This is a genomic window from Nonomuraea sp. NPDC049784 (assembly GCF_040659615.1).
GTDB lineage: Bacteria > Actinomycetota > Actinomycetes > Streptosporangiales > Streptosporangiaceae > Nonomuraea.
The window spans coordinates 1-17593 of record NZ_JBFAMX010000189.1 but is presented as its reverse complement, the minus strand read 5'-3'; the positions used below and the strand labels follow the sequence as shown (position 1 = coordinate 17593).

16 protein-coding genes are annotated in these 17593 nt (G+C 70.0%); 9 read left to right on the top strand and 7 right to left on the bottom strand.

Annotation, left to right across the window (positions count from 1 at the left end; all coding sequences use genetic code 11):
* The first annotated feature begins 105 nt into the window (after nt 1–105).
* Genes AB0J09_RS31305 through boxB form a run of 4 tightly spaced genes read left to right on the top strand, consistent with a single transcriptional unit; the run spans nt 106 to nt 5301 of the window.
* Nucleotides 106–1170, top strand: coding sequence for an NUDIX domain-containing protein (locus AB0J09_RS31305; RefSeq protein ID WP_360698789.1), 1065 nt, complete (start codon nt 106–108; stop codon nt 1168–1170).
* A gap of 32 nt (nt 1171–1202) precedes the next feature.
* Nucleotides 1203–2063: an amidohydrolase family protein gene (locus AB0J09_RS31300; RefSeq protein WP_360698788.1), complete on the top strand. Its 861-nt coding sequence runs from the start codon at nt 1203–1205 to the stop codon at nt 2061–2063.
* A gap of 32 nt (nt 2064–2095) precedes the next feature.
* Nucleotides 2096–3844, top strand: a complete 1749-nt coding sequence (locus tag AB0J09_RS31295) for an enoyl-CoA hydratase-related protein (protein WP_360698786.1) — start codon at nt 2096–2098, stop codon at nt 3842–3844.
* Between the two features lie 47 nt (nt 3845–3891).
* Nucleotides 3892–5301: a benzoyl-CoA 2,3-epoxidase subunit BoxB gene (gene boxB, locus AB0J09_RS31290; RefSeq protein WP_360698785.1), complete on the top strand. Its 1410-nt coding sequence runs from the start codon at nt 3892–3894 to the stop codon at nt 5299–5301.
* Nucleotides 5302–5532: 231 nt separating this feature from the next.
* On the opposite strand, the gene AB0J09_RS31285 is transcribed toward boxB, so the two are convergent.
* Nucleotides 5533–6363, bottom strand: coding sequence for a PaaX family transcriptional regulator C-terminal domain-containing protein (locus AB0J09_RS31285; protein WP_360698783.1), 831 nt, complete (start codon nt 6361–6363; stop codon nt 5533–5535).
* Nucleotides 6364–6485: 122 nt separating this feature from the next.
* Here AB0J09_RS31285 and AB0J09_RS31280 point away from each other — a divergent pair, with 122 nt between their 5' ends.
* Nucleotides 6486–8060, top strand: coding sequence for a benzoate-CoA ligase family protein (locus AB0J09_RS31280; RefSeq protein WP_360698781.1), 1575 nt, complete (start codon nt 6486–6488; stop codon nt 8058–8060).
* A gap of 1 nt (nt 8061) precedes the next feature.
* Here the strand turns inward: AB0J09_RS31280 and AB0J09_RS31275 are convergent, their stop codons facing one another.
* The 6 genes from AB0J09_RS31275 to AB0J09_RS31250 form a co-directional block, all read right to left on the bottom strand.
* A complete protein-coding gene (locus tag AB0J09_RS31275; RefSeq protein ID WP_360698779.1) occupies nt 8062–9585 on the bottom strand; it encodes an acyl-CoA synthetase in 1524 nt (507 codons plus the stop codon).
* Between the two features lie 55 nt (nt 9586–9640).
* Nucleotides 9641–10396, bottom strand: coding sequence for an aminotransferase class IV (locus AB0J09_RS31270; RefSeq protein ID WP_360698777.1), 756 nt, complete (start codon nt 10394–10396; stop codon nt 9641–9643).
* A gap of 5 nt (nt 10397–10401) precedes the next feature.
* On the bottom strand, nt 10402–11442 hold the full coding sequence (locus AB0J09_RS31265; RefSeq protein WP_360698775.1) for a hypothetical protein: 1041 nt from the start codon (nt 11440–11442) through the stop codon (nt 10402–10404).
* Nucleotides 11439–11921 carry a SigE family RNA polymerase sigma factor gene (locus tag AB0J09_RS31260; RefSeq protein WP_360698773.1) on the bottom strand — a complete coding sequence of 161 codons (483 nt, stop codon included), beginning with the start codon at nt 11919–11921 and terminating at the stop codon, nt 11439–11441. Before AB0J09_RS31260 ends, AB0J09_RS31265 begins: the two co-directional genes overlap by 4 nt.
* Before the next feature lie 120 nt (nt 11922–12041).
* The gene (locus AB0J09_RS31255; protein WP_360698771.1) at nt 12042–13007 is read right to left on the bottom strand and encodes an adenylate/guanylate cyclase domain-containing protein; all 966 of its coding nucleotides are present in this window, start codon (nt 13005–13007) and stop codon (nt 12042–12044) included.
* Between the two features lie 71 nt (nt 13008–13078).
* Nucleotides 13079–13831 (bottom strand): FadR/GntR family transcriptional regulator, encoded by a 753-nt coding sequence (locus tag AB0J09_RS31250; RefSeq protein WP_360698769.1) that lies wholly within the window; start codon nt 13829–13831, stop codon nt 13079–13081.
* 88 nt (nt 13832–13919) lie between these two features.
* Between AB0J09_RS31250 and AB0J09_RS31245 the strand changes: the two genes are divergently transcribed.
* From AB0J09_RS31245 to AB0J09_RS31230, 4 genes are all read left to right on the top strand, one after another.
* Complete coding sequence (locus AB0J09_RS31245; RefSeq protein WP_360698768.1) at nt 13920–15416, top strand: ABC transporter substrate-binding protein; 1497 nt, start codon at nt 13920–13922, stop codon at nt 15414–15416.
* Nucleotides 15413–16351 (top strand): ABC transporter permease, encoded by a 939-nt coding sequence (locus AB0J09_RS31240; protein ID WP_360698766.1) that lies wholly within the window; start codon nt 15413–15415, stop codon nt 16349–16351. The genes AB0J09_RS31245 and AB0J09_RS31240 overlap by 4 nt, the downstream gene beginning before the upstream one ends.
* A complete protein-coding gene (locus AB0J09_RS31235; RefSeq protein ID WP_360698764.1) occupies nt 16348–17181 on the top strand; it encodes an ABC transporter permease in 834 nt (277 codons plus the stop codon). The genes AB0J09_RS31240 and AB0J09_RS31235 overlap by 4 nt, the downstream gene beginning before the upstream one ends.
* Nucleotides 17168–17593, top strand: a 426-nt coding sequence (locus AB0J09_RS31230; protein ID WP_360698762.1) for an ATP-binding cassette domain-containing protein, incomplete at its 3' end; no start/stop codon positions are given. The genes AB0J09_RS31235 and AB0J09_RS31230, both read left to right, overlap by 14 nt.

Sequence of the window (17593 nt, the reverse complement as noted above, 5' to 3'; positions counted from 1 at the left end):
CGACAGCTATCTGGCCGGCCTGCACCTACGCGGAGCCGTCTTATGGATCCGAAGCCTCCGGCCAGCCTGAAGATCCGAACTTCGTACACGCTCTAAAAGCACATCATGCGTAAACTCGCCATCCCCGCCCTGACCGCCGCCCTCGCCCTGACCCTGGCCGACACTCGATGGGTCGCGTGCGGTGGGCGGCGGTACGTCGCGTGCCCCGGACGGGCCAAACTGGTGGCCATGACACACGATGGCGACGCGGGTGTGCCGGGGTCGTTGGCGAAGGCGCTCACGGACGTGGCGGCCGAGCGGGCGGCGCAGGACGCGATGTGGGGCATGCAGATCCTGCCTGACGGGACCGGTGACGAGGGGACGGTGGCCGAGTCCGATCGGGCCAGGCGCGAGACGGAGGCGGCGGCCGAGGGCGGGGCGCTGACGTGGAGGCACATCCTGGCGGAGGAGGTGCTGGAGGCGTTCGCGGAGACGGACACCGAGCGGTTGCGAGCCGAGCTGATCCAGGTGGCCGCCGTCGCGGTCAAATGGACCCAAGCCCTCGACCGCCGGCCGCTTTCACGCCCGTCGCCAGCGCTTCGCCAAGCACCCGAGCCCGACGACCAGCCGCAGTCGCCTGATCCGGCCCAAGTGCCCGTGCCGGCCCAGGCGTCCGGCTCCCCGGGCGGCGACGGGCAGGGAAGACCGGCGCCAGACAGCCGGATCCTCGAGAGCGACCCTGGCCACGCAACACCGCGGCAGCGTTTCCGGGCCATCGTCGACGTGCACGTGCTCCTCCTCCGCGACACCCACGTCCTGCTCGGCAGGCGCAAAGGCACCGGCTACGGAGACGGACTGTGGCACCTGCCCTCCGGTCACCTCGAGGCCGGAGAGTCGGTGACCGAGGCGGCCGTCAGGGAGGCGAGGGAGGAAGTGGGCGTGGCGATCGACCCGGACGACCTCGCGTTCGCCCACGTCATGCACCGCGCCCCAGAACGCGTCGGCCTCTTCTTCGCCACCCGTGAGTGGACCGGCGACCCGTACAACGCCGAACCGGACAAGTGCTCGGAACTCGCCTGGTGGCCCTTGGACGACCTGCCCAGCGACATGGTCGACTATCCGGCGGCCGCCATCGCGAACGTCCTGGACCAGATCCCCTTCGCCCTGCACGAATGGTCTACAAATCGTTGATGATCCGATAAGAGCGTGTATACAGTCGGGGCATGCTCGACGGACGACTGCTGGTAGACGCCCACTTGCATCCGCCCAGATTGTCCACGCTCAAGCCCGCCTGGACGCGATGGGCCGAGCGGTACGGAGCTCCCGGGTGGCGGTCGGCGTTCGATGAGGACGGGGTGGTCGTTCCGGCGGCGTTCGACGAGTTGCTGGAGGCCGAGGGCGTGGACCGGGCCATCCTGCTCTGCGAGTACAGCCCCAAGGTCACCGGGATCCAGCCGGTCGAGGACCTGCTGCCGATCGTCAAGCACAATCCGGACCGGTTCGCGTTCCTGGCCAACGTCAACCCGCACTTGCACTACCCGATCGCCGCGGAACTGCTGAGACAAGTGGAACTCGGCGCCGTCGGCCTCAAGATCCACCCGGTGCACGGCGGCTTCTCTGCGGCCGACCCCATGATGTACCCCGCGTACCAGACCTGCGCCGAACGCGGCCTGCCGGTCGTCGTGCACTGCGGCACCAGCACGTTCCCCGGCTCGACCAACGCCATGGCCGCGCCCGAGCTGCTCGACCCCGTCCTGCGCGACTTCCCCGAGCTCACGGTGGTGCTCGCGCACGGCGGGCGCGGCTGGTGGTACGACCAGGCGGCCTTCCTCGCCCTCATGCACGAGAACGTCTGGATCGAGCTGTCCGGGCTGCCACCCGCCCGGCTGCCCGACTACTACCAGCGGTTCGACCTGCGGCGGCTGGCCCGCAAGTTCGTCTTCGCCACGGACTGGCCCGGCGTGCCCGGCATAGCGCGCAACGCCCGCGCCCTGGCGGGCCTCGGCCTCGACGACGACACCCTCGCCATGGCCCTCGCGGGCAACGCACTGCGCATCTACTTCAAAAGCACTACATACTCTTGACGTGACTAGCGGTCGCTGTTGAACTTGAAGGCATGACCGGACACCCAGAGGTGTCGTTCGACACCGATCCAGGCCGGTACCGCCACATCCGGCTGGAGGTGGACGGCGAGATCGCCAGGATCGTGCTCAAGGTCGATGAGAGCGGCGGCATCGTCCCCGGGTACGACCTCAAGCTCAACTCGTACGACCTCGGAGTGGACATCGAGCTCCACGACGCGGTCCAGCGCCTCCGCTTCGAGCACCCGCAGGTCCGCGCGGTCGTCATCACCGGAGGGCTGGACAAGGTGTTCTGCGCGGGCGCGAACATCCGCATGCTCGCGCAGTCGTCGCACGCCTGGAAGGTGAACTTCTGCAAGTTCACCAACGAGACCCGCAACGCCATCGAGGACGCGACCGCCCACTCCGGGCAGACGTACCTCGCCGCCATCAACGGCACCGCGGCCGGGGGCGGCTACGAGATCGCCCTCGCCTGCGACCGGATCATCCTGATCGATGACGGTTCCACGGCCGTGTCTCTCCCCGAGGTCCCGCTGCTGGGCGTCCTGCCGGGCACGGGCGGCCTGACCCGTCTCACGGACAAGCGCGGCGTCCGTAAGGACGTGGCCGACGTGTTCGCGACCCGGAGCGAGGGGGTGCGGGGGCAGCGCGCGGTGGAGTGGAAACTCGTCGATGAGGCGGTGCCGCGCAGCAAGTTCGAGGAGACCGTACGCCGCCGCGCCGCCGAAGCCGCCGCCCGCTCCCGCCGCCCGGCCACGGCCACACCCATCCCCTTGCCTCCGCTGCGCCCCGACGGCTACGTGTATTCGACGGTCAAGGCCGAGCTGGACGACCACACGGTCACCATCACCGTGTACGGCCCCGAGAAGGGCAACGGGGCCCAGGCCGGCGGCGGACTCAGCGGACCCGATGGTGGCGAAGTCGGTGGTCCCGGGCTTGCCGGTGGCGATCTCGGTGCTGGTGGTCATGGGCTCGGCGGTGGCGATGGCGCCGGCGATGACGGGGTGGCCGAGGGCGGGTCCGGCCGGGCCGTCGGCGAGGACCACTGGTTCCTGCGGATGACCAGGGAGCTCGACGACCTCATCCTGCGACTGCGGACCAACGAGCTCGAGCGGGGCACGTGGGTGATCAGGACCGAGGGTGACATCGACGCGGTCCTGGCGTACGACATCACGACCGACGAGTGGCCCTACGGCGAAATGAAGCACTACTTCAAGCGGACGTTGAAGCGGCTGGATGTCACAAGTCGTAGCCTGATCGCGCTCATCGACCCGGGCAGCTGCTTCGCCGGGCCGCTACTGGAGCTGGCTCTGGCCTGCGATCGGCAGTACATGCTGGACGACCCCGAGAAACCCAGCGCCATCCAGCTGACGCGCGCCAACTTCGGGGACTACCCCATGGGGAACGGCCTGTCCCGGCTCGCGTCGCGGTTCCACGCCGAGCCTGATCAGGTGGTCAAGCTGGAGCAGGAGGCCGGGCGGCGGATCGACGCGGCCGAGGCGCTGGAGCTGGGGCTGGTGACGTTCGCTCCCGATGACATCGACTGGGATGACGAGGTGCGTCTGGCTCTGGAGGAACGTGCCGCGCTGAGCCCCGACGCGCTCACCGGCATGGAGGCCAACCACCGCTTCGCCGGCCCCGAGACCATGGAAACCAAGATCTTCGGCCGCCTCGCCGCCTGGCAGAACTGGATCTTCACCCGTCCCAACGCCTCGAGTCCTGAAGGCGCGCTGCGCCGTTACGGCACCGGTCAGCGGCCCGCGTACGACCGGACGCGGGTGTGAGGCGCATCCCGGCGCGGGCTGTCGAAGTATGAGGAAGAGGGTCTGAGATGTCCATCGACTACTCCGAGCGCATACCGAACAACGTCAACCTCGCCGAGGACCGCCGCCTGCAGCGGGCACTGGAGTCGTGGCAGCCTCGCTTCCTGCAGTGGTGGTCGGAGATGGGGCCGGCGCTGCCCACCCAGGACGTCTATCTCCGTACGGCCATCGCGGTCGGGCGGGAAGGATGGGCGCATTTCGACCACGTGGCGTTGCCGGAGTACAGGTGGGGCATCTTCCTCGCCGAACGTGACACCGACCGGCGCATCGCGTTCGGCCAGAACAAGGGGCAGCCCGTCTGGCAGCAGGTCCCCGGCGAGTACCGTGCGGACCTGCAGCGACTCATCGTCATCCAGGGCGACACCGAACCGGCCAGCGTCGAGCAGCAGCGGCGCCTCGGACTCACCGCCCCGTCGCTCTACGACCTGCGCAACCTCTTCCAGGTGAACGTGGAAGAAGGACGGCACCTGTGGGCCATGGTCTATCTGTTGCATGCCTATTTCGGCAGGTCCGGGCGGGATGAAGCCGAGGCGCTCCTGATGCGCAACTCGGGCAGCGAGGACTCCCCGCGCATCCTGGGCGCCTTCAACGAGGAGACGCCGGACTGGCTGTCGTTCTACATGTTCACGTACTTCACCGACCGGGATGGGAAGTATCAGCTCGGCACGCTGAAGGAGTCGGCGTTCGATCCGCTGAGCCGTACCTGCGAGTTCATGCTCAAGGAGGAGGCCCACCACATGTTCGTGGGGACCACGGGCGTGGATCGGGTGGTGGAGCGTACGGCGCAGCTCATGCGGGAGCACGACGGCGACGACATCTGGGAGTACGGCGGCATCCCGCTCGACGTCATCCAGAAGTACATCAACTTCCACTACAGCGTGAGCCTCGATCTCTTCGGCGGCGAAACGTCCACCAACGTGGCCAACTACTTCACCGCCGGGCTCAAAGGGCGATGGCAGGAGGAGCGGCGCAAGGACGATCACCTGCTCACCGAGGCGGCCGCCGCCGTGCCGCAGGTCGATCAGGGACGGCTGGTCGACGTCGAGCTCCCCGCGCTCACGGCGCTCAACGCGGACCTGCGCGGCGAGTACATCGCCGACTGCGGCACCGGCGTCAACCGGTGGAACCGGATTCTCGCCGACTACGGTCTCGACGCGACGCTCTACTTGCCGCATGTGGGATTCAACCGCCAGGTGGGTATGTTCGCCGGGCACCACATCTCGCCGGACGGGCGCGTTGCCGAGCCCATGACCTGGGAGGCGTCCCGCGAGCGCTGGTTGCCGACGGCGCAGGACAAGGCACGGGTCCAGGCCCTGATGCGTCCCGTCTACGAACCGGGGAAGATCGCCGCCTGGGTGGCGCCACCCCGCAACGGCATCAACGGCCGGCCGTTCGAGTACGAGTACGTCCATCTATGACCTCTTGGAGGGATGGGCGGATGCCGATGGCCGGCGGTGCTGTGCCATACGCGCGCTTCGTCTCCGAGGGGGCGGGGGGCTCCCGCCGTCCGGGCTGGGGTCCTTGAGGGGCGCGGGGAAGGGATGCGCCGACTCCGCCGCGCGCGGCCGGAGATCACGGGGCGCGGCGTGCCCTGCGGGCGGTCGCCGTCCGTGCAGTGTCCCGTCGGAGGTCGCCGTCCGGAGCCACGGTCAGTCGGTGCAGAGCTCGGACCAGCGGGTTCGGGCGGCGGGGCGCCAGGTGTCGTGGAGGTCGTTGAAGACGTTGGCGGCGCGTACGCCGATCCAGTCCGGAGGCAGGAGCTCCAGAGGCAGCTCCGGGTCCAGCCGCGGAAAGCGGCGCCAGGCGTGCACCAGGCGGATCTGGGCCAGCAGCACGGGATCGCCCGGCTTGGGGCGCAGGCCGGCGAACTCCTGGAGGAAGCCCTGGTACTGGGCCGCCAGCTCCCCGAGATGCCACGCCTGGTCGACGAGGGTGCGCTCGGAGCCGATCCCCGCGTACGGCCCGTTGAAGGAGTACGCCGACAGCTCGAGCCCAAGGCCCTCGACCACCTGCTTGGCCTCGGCCTCGCGGGCGGCGTGCGGGCTGACCCACACCCCGGGCACGGGGCTGCCGAAGCCCGCCCAGGTCAGCCCCGCGCGGAGCTGGTGGCGCAGCTCCCTCCTGGACTCGGGCACGGTGGTGATCAGGACGACCCAGCGGCCGTCCCACGACTCGCGGCGCCGCCCGAAGGCGTAGATGCGCTCGGCCCCCTCCGCCAGGAACTCGCGCCCGCGCCGCGTCAGCGCCCACCGCACCCGCCTGCCGGAGCGCTCGGAGGAGATCCACCCGTCGGCCGCCATCCGCGACAGGGCCTGCCGGGCCGACTTCTCCTCCATGCCGAGACCGCCGAGCACGTGCAGCAGCGTCGACGTCCATGCGGGCCTGCCGTCCGGCAGGACGAACTCGCCGAACACGGTCAGGAGCAGCGCCTTGGCGCTCGCCTGACGGCCGCCGGCGCCGGAGGGCCAGGGGGTGGGCACGGGGCTCAGGGCTCCTTTCGAGAGCATGACGTTCGGTACTTCAATGCTACAAGTCATTGACGGGCCATCAATTCCATGTAGAAGATTTGGCTACGTATATACGCCTGCGGATGGGGACGCCCATGACGTCCGAATCGTTCAACGCCAGCGTCTTTCTCGTGGACCGCCAGGTCGAAGCGGGCCGAAGGGATCACGTCGCCGTGACCGGCCCCGCGGGCACGTTGACCTACGCGCAGCTCGCCGCCCACGTCGCCGATTTCGCGGCCGGGTTACGAACGCTGGGCGTCAGGCCGGAGGAGCGGGTCCTGCTCGTCATGTCCGACCGCCCGGAGACAGTGATCACGATCCTGGCCGTCATGCGCATGGGCGCGGTCGCCGTACCGGTCTCCACCATGTACAACGCCGCCGAGCTCGCCGAGCTCATCCGCGACTCGCGGGCGAGGGTCGTCGTGGCCACCCCCGAGTTCGCGCCGGCGGTGCTGGAAGCCGTCCCGCACACCCCCGACGTGGCCGTGCTCATCCATACGGAAGCACTCACCGACGCGTCGGAAGCCGCGGCGGAGGTGCCGGTATGCCGGTGGTCCGACGTACTGGAATCCGGCCGGACAGCGAGCCACGCCTACGACAGCTGGCGCGACTCGCCCGGGCTCTGGCTCTACACCTCGGGCACCACCGGCGCTCCCAAGGCGGCCATGCACCGGCACGGCGCCATCCAGGACGTCTACGAGGGGTACGGGCGCCAGATCCTCGGCATCCGCCCCGACGACCGGTGCTTCTCGGTCGCGCGGCTGTTCTTCGCGTACGGCATCGGGAACTCCATGTTCTTCCCCCTGGCCGCGGGCGCCACGACGATCCTCGACCCCGCGCGGCCGATCCCCGCCGGCGTGGTCGCGCGGGTGATGGAGGAGCGGCCGACGCTGTTCTTCGCAGGCCCGACGTTCTTCGCGGCGCTGCTCGCCTCCGACGCCCCCGACGACGCCTTCGAGTCGGTACGGCTGGCCGTGTCGGCAGGCGAGGCGCTGCCCGCCGAGATCCACCGCCGCTTCACCCAGCGCTTCGGGGTGGACATCATCGACGGCCTCGGATCCACGGAGGCGCTGCACATCTTCATCTCCAACCGCCCGGGCCAGGTGCGGCCGGGCAGCTCGGGAACCCTCGTACCCGGCTACGAGGCCAAGCTGCTCGACGACTCCGGCGCCCCCGTCAAGGACGGGGAGCCCGGCCACCTGTACGTCCGCGGCGACTCGGTGGCCACCGGATACTGGTGCCGCACGGCCACCACCCGCCAGGTGTTCCTGGGCGAGTGGCTGCGTACGGGAGACACCTACATCAGAGGCGAGGACGGCTTCTTCCAGTGCCTCGGCCGCTCCAACGACATGATCAAGGCGGGCGGCATCTGGGTGTCGCCGATGGAGGTCGAGGCCAGGCTGCTCCAGCACGAGTCGGTGGGCGAATGCGCCGTCGTGGCCTACATCGACAAGGAAGGGCTGGAGAAGCCGGTGGCCTGCGTGGTGTCCGCTCCGGGCCGCACGGTGGACGCCGGCGAGCTCATCGGATTCTGCCGGGACGGTCTGGCCTCCTTCAAGCGCCCCCGCGAGGTCCTGGTCCTGGACGAGCTGCCGAAGACGGCGACCGGCAAGATCCAGCGCGTGGTGATCCGCCAGATCGCCGCCGACCTCCTGGGCAAGGCCCCCTGAACTACGCGGGGAACGCGTCGCGCAGCTCCCGCTTGAGCACCTTGCCCGAGGCGTTCTTGGGCAGGGCGTCCACGAACACCACCCGCTTGGGCGTCTTGAAGGCCGCCAGCCGCCCCCGCAGGAACGCGGTCAGCTCGGCCTCGGTCACCCCCGCCCCCTCGCGCAGGACCACCGCGGCCGTCACCGCCTCGATCCACTTCTCGTCCGGCACCCCGAACACCGCCGCCTCCGCCACCGCCGGATGCTGGTAGATGGCCTCCTCCACCTCGCGGCTCGCCACGTTCTCGCCGCCCGACTTGATCATGTCCTTCTTCCTGTCCACCACGGACAGGTAGCCGTCGGCGTCCATGACGCCCAGGTCGCCGCTGTGGAACCAGCCGCCCCTGAACGCCTCCGCGGTCTTGGCGGGGTCGTTCCAGTAGCCGAGCATGGCGTGCGGGCTGCGGTGGACGATCTCGCCGACCACGCCGGATGGCACGGGCCGGTCCTGGTCGTCGACGATCCTGGTCTCGACGTTGAGGGCCGCCCTGCCGGCCGAGCCGAGCCGGGTGAGCTGCTCCTCCGGGCCGAGGATCGTGGCGACCGGGGCCATCTCGGTCTGGCCGTAGAAGTTGAACAGGCGGACGTCCGGCAGGCGGGTGGCGATCTCCTTCAGCACCTCCACGGGCATGATCGAGGCGCCGTAGTAGCCCTTGCGCAGGGACGACAGGTCGCGGCGGTCGAAGTCGGGGTGGCGCAGCAGGCTGATCCAGACAGTGGGCGGGCAGAAGAGCTTGGTGGCCCGCTCGCCCTCGATCGTGGCCAGAATCGCCGCGGGGCTCGGGCCGGGCAGCACGATGTTGGTGGCGCCGAGGTAGATGCCGGGCGTCAGGAAGCAGTGGAGCTGGGCGCAGTGGTAGAGGGGCAGGGCGTGTACCTCGACGTCGTGGTGGCTCATCTCGCCGTCCACCACGCACGTGACGTACTGGGCGATCAGGCTACGGCTCGACAGCGTGGCGCCCTTGGGGCGGGACTCGGTGCCGCTGGTGTACATGAGCTGGATCGGGTCGTCGTCGGCGATCTCCACCTGCGGCTCCGACACGTCGCCGAAGGCCGCCCACTCCGCGAACGGCTCCCAGCCGTCCGCCGACCCGATCACGCCGCGCACCCTGACCTGGGTGCCGACGGCCGCCTCGGCCACCGGGAGGAGCGCCTCCTCCACGAGGATCCCGGTCGCTCCCGAATGCTCCAGGATGTACGCGACTTCAGCCGATCCGAGCATGAAGTTGATCGGCACGGAGATCGCGCCCAGTCGCGCCAGCGCGAAGTACGTCACCACGAACGCGTGGTTGTTGTGGCTGAAGACGGCGAACCGGTCGCCCTTGCCGACGCCGCGCGCGGCCAGGGCGTTGGCCGTGCGGTTCACGGCGAGGTCGAGGTCGGCGTAGCTCTGGCGCAGGCTGCCGTACACGATGGCGGTCTTGGACGGGTGGCGGGCGGCGGAACGACGGAGGAGATCACCGATGGCGTGCCGGCGAGTCGTCATGCGGGGTTCCCTTGCGATCGCAGAACGATTTCGGCGATCGTACCCGACAGAGGGCTCAATCCAGAGGATCCCACGCAATACGGTCGTAGTGATCGCGGAGACGGGCCATCAGCCCGGCGTCCTGGGGCAGCGGCACCTCGTCCACCCGGCCGACCGGCCACACGCCCCAGGAGTTGCAGAGGAACACCTGGTCGAATCCCGGCAGGTCGGCGGCCTTCAGCGGCCGCCGCTCCTGCGGGACGTCCAATCGCTCCAGCAGCCGCATCGTGATCCCGCGCAGCATCGGCGCGTCCGGCCAGATCAGGCGGCCGTCGGCGAAGCCGCCCAGGTTGGTGATCGAGCCCTCGCTGATCAGGCCGTCGTCGGTGGTGAGCAGCGCCTCGTCGAAGCCCTCGCGCTCGACCTGCCGCCCGACGTGGGCCTGCATCATGCCGGACGCCTGCTTGATGTGCGGCAGATAGCGCTGGCAGGCGACCGGCTTCACGCTCTGCGGACGGGCGGGCGCCTGGTGAGGCTGGGCGGCGGTCGCGATCACGTGCGGCCGGTCGGTCTCCACGACGTACACGCGCACGCTCGCGTCACGCACGTCGTCGCCGAGCACTGCCCGGATGGAGCCGAGCACCGCGGCCCGGTCGAGCGGCACCCCGAAGAGCTCCGCGTTGGCCGCCTCCAGCCGCTCGAAGTGCAGCTCGAGCCCTCGCACGCGGCGGTCCCTGACCTGCATGGCGGTGAAGTGGCCGTAGCGCGCGTGGAGCATGAAGCGCGCGTCGGCGTCCACCAGCCTGCCCTCGATGGCAGCGCGTTCCGTCACCCGAGCTACTTTACGAAGACTCCGACCGACCAGCGAACCGGGCGGTTGGTGTACTCGCCCCAGAGGCTCATCTTCCCGCTGATCGTCACCTGCTTGCCCTTGGGCACCGGGATCAAGGCCATGGCCATCGGATACGGCTTGCCCTCCTGCCAGACGCCGCAGTTCGACACGGAGGAGGACAGCTCCCCGTCGATCCGGAACTGGAACCACATCCGGGAGGCGAGGTCGCCCGTGCAGAGCTGGTCGATGCCGATCTTCCCGTTCTTGCTCCTGACCGTGAGCGTGAAGGAGGCGTCCTGCGGCCACACGCCCGTCGCGGAGCGGGCAAGCTGCATGCCGCCCGCCCGGGTGGGGAACGCCTTGACCGGTGCCGGCTCGACCGGCTGGGCGGGCGGCGTCCATTCGTAGACGGCCACCCTCCAGTCGGTGTCTTCGTACGTGCGCGGCTCGCAGTTCTTGATCTTGCGCGGGCAGCCCCCGGACCCGGACCTGGTCATGTCGAAGGTGACCGTGACCTCCGTCGCGTTCGCCGGCACGACCAGCGGCCGCAGCTGCGTCCTCTTGTGGCATGCCCCGAAGTCCGGGCCGCTGCCGGTGCGCACGCCGTTCACGGCGACGCGCGGCGCGGAATCGCTGAACTCGCCGTCGCACAGCCCGGCCACGTCGATGGGCTTGCCGGAGACCGGCACCTTCAACGACACCTTCCTGACGCCCTCCGCCTTGAGCATGGCGGTGGCCAGACGGCGGTACGCGGTTCCGTCGGCGGAGGTGAACGACTCCGGCAGCCCGGCGGGCTCGGCGGTCGTCTCGCGGCCGGGCCGGGCCGCCGCCGTCGCCGTCCTGTCGCGGTCCGGCACGGTGGCCGTACCGGGGATGAGGTAGATCCCGGCCGCGACGACCGCCACCGCCGCCGCGCCCGACGTCACGCGCCTGCGCAGGCTGGTCCTGCGGATGCGGGAGCGGACCTCGTCGTGCCGGTACGGGTTCGCGGGCGAGGGGGACTCGGCCTGCTCACGCAGGACGTCACGCAGGTCTTGCACGGTCATCGGTGCAGCTCCTTCACGATCGACTCGTCCACTCGCAGCTTGGCCAGCGCCTTCGCGGTCTGGCTCTTGACCGTGCCCTCCTGGCAGCCCAGCAGCCTGGCCACCTCCGCCACCGGCAGGTCCTCGTAGAAGCGCAGCACGATCACCGCGCGCTGCTTGGCGGGCAGCCGGCCGACCGCCTCCCACAGCTCCTCGCGTCGGCCCGCGTCGTCGCGCGCGGGCTCGTCCGGCAGGTCGCCGCTGGGCAGCTCCCTGCTGCGCCACCTGCGGCGCCACCAGGATGTGTACGTGGTCACCAAGACCCTGCGCACGTACGCCTCGGGCTCGTCGATGCCCGGCCAGGCGAACCACGCCTTGGCCAGCGACTCCTGCAGCAGATCCTCCGCCGTCGCCCATTCGCGGGTCAGCAGGTACGCGATGCGTAACAGCCGGTCCGACCTGGCCACCACGAAGTCCTGAAATATCGCCCTATCCGCCAACTTGACCTGCCTTCTGATCGGAGCCTGCCGACGGTAGTGACGCATCGACCGCGACACGAGGTTGCCCACCCACTCCAACGAGGCTCGCGGCAGGTCACCGCAGCCCGACGAACCCCAGGGTCAGACCGAGCCGGCGCGGCTCACCGTGAAGGGGGCCAGCTCACCCAGCCCGCGCACCGACAGCCGGTTGACCTCCCGCAGCCGGAACGCCCGGTCACCTTCCAGTTCCTCCGCGAACTGGGGATCCGCCAGGATCGTCCCCGGCAGCGACAGGGCCGTGAGCCTGCTGGCCAGATTCACCGTGGTGCCGAACACGTCCCCCATGCGCCAGATCACCGGCCCGGACGCCAGCCCCACCCGCAGCTCGGGCATGTCCTTGATCCGCGCGTGCGTCTCCACCAGGCGCAGCGCGATCTCCGCCGCCACGTGCGCCTGGTCGGCCACGAACAGCACGGAGTCGCCCAGCGTCTTGACCACCCGCCCGCCGGTCGAGGTCACGATGTCGGCCGAGCGCCCCTCGAACCTGTCGATCAGCCTGGACAGCTCGCTCCCCGTGATCTGCCTGCTCAGCCGGGTGAACGCGACCAGATCGGCGAAACCGACGGCCAGGCGTACCGCGCTCATGTCCTGCTCGGCCATGCGCCCCGCGGCGGCGGCGAGCTGGCGCTGCCAGGCGTAGACGAGCAGCCGCGCGAGGTCGGGCACCACGAGCTCGGCCCGCCGCCGCCAGGCCCGTGGGCGCTCCGCCAGCGGGACGCCCGCCTGGTCGAGGGTTTCGACGCCCAGCTCGGCCTGCGACTCGGCCAGCCTGGTGGTCGCGCTGCCGAGCGAGCGGGCCACCAGCAGCATGTGCTCCTCGCTGTAGACGCCCGAGCTGACCAGGCCGAGCATCGTCTTGAGCGCCTCCACGTCGGAGTCGGTGAACTCGACCGCGTCGTCGGCCACGTTCGCGAACCCCAGGGCACGCCAGTACCGCCGCGCGCGGTAGACCGGCACCCCCGCCATGTCGGCGACCTGGTGGCTGGTGTAGCGGCGCGGCTCGCGCAGAAAGGCCTCTATCAGCCCATCCCCATCCACGCCCGCCACGCACGCAACATAACACCCGCTACCTTCGCCGACCTGGGCGGTCCCATGGCCGCGCGACACATGGAAGGGCGTCAGTCCAGCAGGGCCCGGAGGGAGGAGCGCTCGCCGGCCGGGACGTAGCCCGCGTAGTAGTCGTACATCGCCTTCCTGGACAGCCGGGCGGCCAGCGGGCCGTCGCCCACCCGCATGGCGTCCAGCACCTCCTCGTGGTGCTGGATGCTCTGCCGCATCAGCGCTTCCCGGTCGTCAGCGTGGGCGATCTTCTCCGAGACCAGCTTGAGCACGATCGAGCGGACCACGTCCGTGCAGATCTGGATGAGCTTGTTGCCGCTCGCCCGCGCCACCGCGTCGTGGAAGGCCACGTCGGCCTCGCCGAACGCGTCCCGGCCCGCCTCCACGGCCTCCCGCATGGACGAGACAGCCGAGGCCATCTCGGCGAGCTCCGCGTCGGTGCGCAGCCGCGCGGCCAGCAGGATGGCCGAGGAGTCGAGCACCATCCTGAACTGCACCAGCTCGGCCAGCGACAGCTCCTCCACCCTGGCCAGGGTCGTCATCGACTTGTGCAGCGCGGCGGGCGAGAACGGCAGCACCTCCGCCCCGTTCGGATCCCCGGGCCGAGACCGCACCAGCCCGCGCGCCTGGAGCACCCGCAGCGCCTCGCGCACGGTGGACCGGCTGACCGAGAACTGCACCATGAGCTCCCGCTCACTCGGCAGCCGCTCGCCCGGTGAGAGCGAGCCGCTCTCGATGGCCTCCTCGACCTGCTCCACCACCCGTTCGTAGGCGCGTACGGTACGCACCGGCTCGAAACGTGGACCACCCATGTAAGCCCCCTTGACCCGAGCCGCCGTCGACTGGCAATGTGCGTAGCCTACTGGTCCGACCAGTGCACTAGCCAGGAGGCTGTAAGACATGAGGCGAATCGGGATCTGGATCGCCGCCGGCGGTCTCCTGCTGGCCACGGCCGCCTGTGGCGGCACCTCCAGCGGCGGGGGCGGCTCCAGCGCTCCCAAGACCCAGGCGCTGTCCGTGGGATTCGTGGCCGAGCCCGCGAACCTGGACTTCACCTCGACCGAGGGCGCCGCCATTCCCCAGGCACTGCTGGTCAACGTCTACGAGGGCCTGGTCAAGCTCGACCAGGACGGTAAGATCGTGCCGCTGCTCGCCGAGAAGTGGGAGGTCTCGCCCGACCGGAAGACCTACACGTTCACGTTGCGCAAGAACGTCAAGTTCAGCAGCGGCGCGCCGTTCACGGCCGACGACGTGGTGTTCTCGCTCGACCGGGTGAAGACGGACTGGAAGCTCAAGATCAAGGCCCAGCTCGACGTCGTCGACAAGGTGGAGAAGAAGGACGACTCCACCGCCGTCGTCACGCTCAAGAAGCCGAGCAACGGCTTCCTCTACTCGATGGCGACCAGGCTCGGCGCCATGTTCAGCCGGACCGGGGTCTCCGACCTGGCCAACAAGCCCGTCGGCACCGGCCCGTACACGCTCGGCTCGTGGCGGCGCGGCGACTCCATCCAGCTCAGCGCGAACCCCTCCTACTGGGGCACGAAGCCGTCGCTGTCGTCGATCACGCTGAAGTACTTCAAGGACGCCACGGCGATGAACAACGCGCTGCTGACCGGCGGCATCGACGTCATCTCCAGTGTGCAGGCGCCGGAGTCGCTGCAGCAGTTCGCCGACCCCAACCGCTTCCAGACGGTCGAGGGCACCACGAACGGCGAGGTCGTGCTGTCGATGAACAACAGCCGCCCGCCGTTCAACGACAAGAAGGCCAGGCAGGCCGTCCGCTACGCGATCGACCACAAGGCGCTGCTGGAGACCGCCTGGGCCGGGCGCGGCCAGCTGATCGGCTCGATGGTGCCGCCCACCGACCCCTGGTACGAGGACCGCACGGGCGACTACCCGTACGACCCGGCCAAGGCCAAGCAGTTGCTCGGCGGCAAGACGCTCAGCGTCAAGATGCGCATCCCCAACCTGCCGTACGCGGTGGCGAGCGCCCAGGTGGTCAAGTCGCAGCTCGCGCAGGTGGGCATCAACGCCGAGATCGAGCCCCTGGAGTTCCCGGCCCGCTGGCTGGACGTGGTGTTCAAGCAGGGCGACTACGACTTGTCCATCATCAACCACGTCGAACCCCGAGACATGGGCATATTTGCCGATAAGTCGTACTACTTCCGCTACGACAACCCCGAGTTCGGCAAGCTGCTCGCCTCCGCCGACGAGGGCACCGAGCAGCAGCAGTCCGACGACCTGAAGAAGGCCGCCAAGCTGCTGTCCGACGACGCGGCGGCCGACTGGCTCTTCCTCTTCCCGAACCTGATCGTGGCGAAGAAGGGCGTCACCGGGCTGCCGAAGAACGCCATCGCCGAGTCCTTCGACTTCACCGCACTCTCCAAGCAGCAGTGACGCTTTACCTGATCAAACGCCTGGCGGTGCTCGTCGCGAGCACCGCCGTGGCCGGCGTGGTGGTGTTCGCGTTCATGGCCCTGCTGCCCGGCGACCCGGCCGAGATCGCGCTCGGCGTGAACGCCACCCCCGACGCGGTGGCGGCGCTGCGCAAGCAGTTCGGCACCGACCGGGCGCCGGTCGTGCAGTTCCTCGACTGGTTCGGCGGGCTCGTCCACGGCGACTTCGGCACCTCGTACGTGACGAGCTCGCCCATCGGCCCGCAGATCAGCGACCGGCTCGGCGTCACGGCCGTGCTCGTGCTCGGCGGCATGGCGGTGGCGCTGGCCATCGCGGTGCCGCTGGGCACGTTCGCCGCCGTGCAGCACCGCAACCCCCTGGGGGCGGCCATCAGCGCGGTCAGCCAGGTCGGCATCGCGATCCCGGCGTTCCTGGCGGGCATCCTGCTGGTGTTCGTGTTCGCCGTGCAGGCCCAGGCGCTGCCGTCCGGCGGCTACGTGCCGATCGCCGAGAATCCGGGGGAGTGGCTGCGCAGCCTGCTGCTGCCGTGGTTGTCGCTCGGGCTCGTGCAGGGCGCGGTGCTCACCCGGTACGTGCGCAGCGCCGTGCTCGACGTGATGCGCGAGGACTACCTGCGCACGGCCCGCGCCAAGGGCAGGGGCAGCACCGGCGCCCTGTGGCGGCACGGCCTGCGCAACGCCTCGATCCCCGTCGTCACCGTGCTCGGCCTGCAACTGGCCACACTCCTGATCGGCGCGGTCGTGGTCGAGCGGGTCTTCGTCATCCCCGGCCTCGGCGACCTGCTGCTCAACGGCGTCGCCGGGCGTGACCTGCTGCTCGTTCAAGGCGTGGTGATGGTGCTGGTGGTGGCCGTGCTGCTGATCAATTTCGTGGTGGACGTGGCCTACCACCTGCTCGACCCGAGGCTGCGATGAGAGGCCGGATCAACGCCGGGCTGGTGGTCGGCGGAGTACTGGTCGGGCTCGTGGTGCTGGCGGCGGTCGTGTCGTTCTTCTGGACGCCGCACGACCCGACGCTCGTGGACGCCGCACGCAAGCTCCGGCAGCCGGGCGGCGGCTACCTCCTGGGGGCCGACAAGTTCGGCCGCGACACGTTCAGCCAGCTCATGGTCGGCGCCAGGACCACCCTCTACGTCGGCATCGTGGCCGTCGGCATCGCCGCCGTCATCGGCACGCCGCTCGGCGTGGTCGCCGGGATGACGCCGCGCGGCTGGCTCTCCGAGCTGATCATGCGGGTCAACGACCTGGTGTTCGCGTTCCCCGCGCTGCTGCTGGCCGTCATGCTCGGCGCGGTCTACGGGGCCGGCACGCTCACCGCGATGATCGCGATCGGCGTGGCCACGGTGCCCGCGTTCGCCCGGGTGGCGCGCGCAGCCACGCTCCAGGTCATGGTGACCGACTACATCCTCGCCGCCAGGGCCGCCGGGCGCCGCCGCACGGCCGTCGCCGTGCGGCACGTGCTGCCGAACATCGGCTCCGTGCTCATCGTGCAGGCGTCGGTGTCGTTCGCGATCGCGATCCTGGCCGAGGCGGCGCTGTCGTTCCTCGGCTTCGGCACCCGCCCGCCGACCCCGTCGTGGGGGCGGATGCTGCAGGAGTCGCAGGAACTGCTGTTCTCGACCCCGCGCCTGGCCCTCTGGCCGGGCCTGGCGATCGCACTGGCCGTGCTCGGCTTCAATCTCCTGGGGGATGGCCTGCGCGACTATCTGGACCCGAAGCTCAGGAGGATCCGTGCTGAGCGTTGAGGGGCTGACCGTACGGGCGGACGAGCTGGAGCTCGTGCACGAGGTGTCGTTCGCCATCGCACCCGGCGAACGGGTCGGGCTGATCGGCGAGTCCGGCTCCGGCAAGTCGCTGACCGCGCTGTCGCTCATGGGACTGCTCCCCGAGGGCGTCACCGCCACGGGCAAGGCAAGGATGGGCGAGCACGACCTGGTCGGCGTGCCGGAGAGCCGGTTGAAGCGCCTGCGCGGCCAGGACGTCTCCATGGTCTTCCAGGAGCCGATGACCGCGCTGAACCCGCTCATGCGCATCGGCGCCCAGGTCGCCGAGGTCATGACCCTGCACGGCCGCTCCCGCCAGGAGGCCCGCGAACGGGCGCTCCACCTGCTGGAACGCGTGCGCCTGCCCGAGCCCGCGCAGATCGCGCGCGCGTAC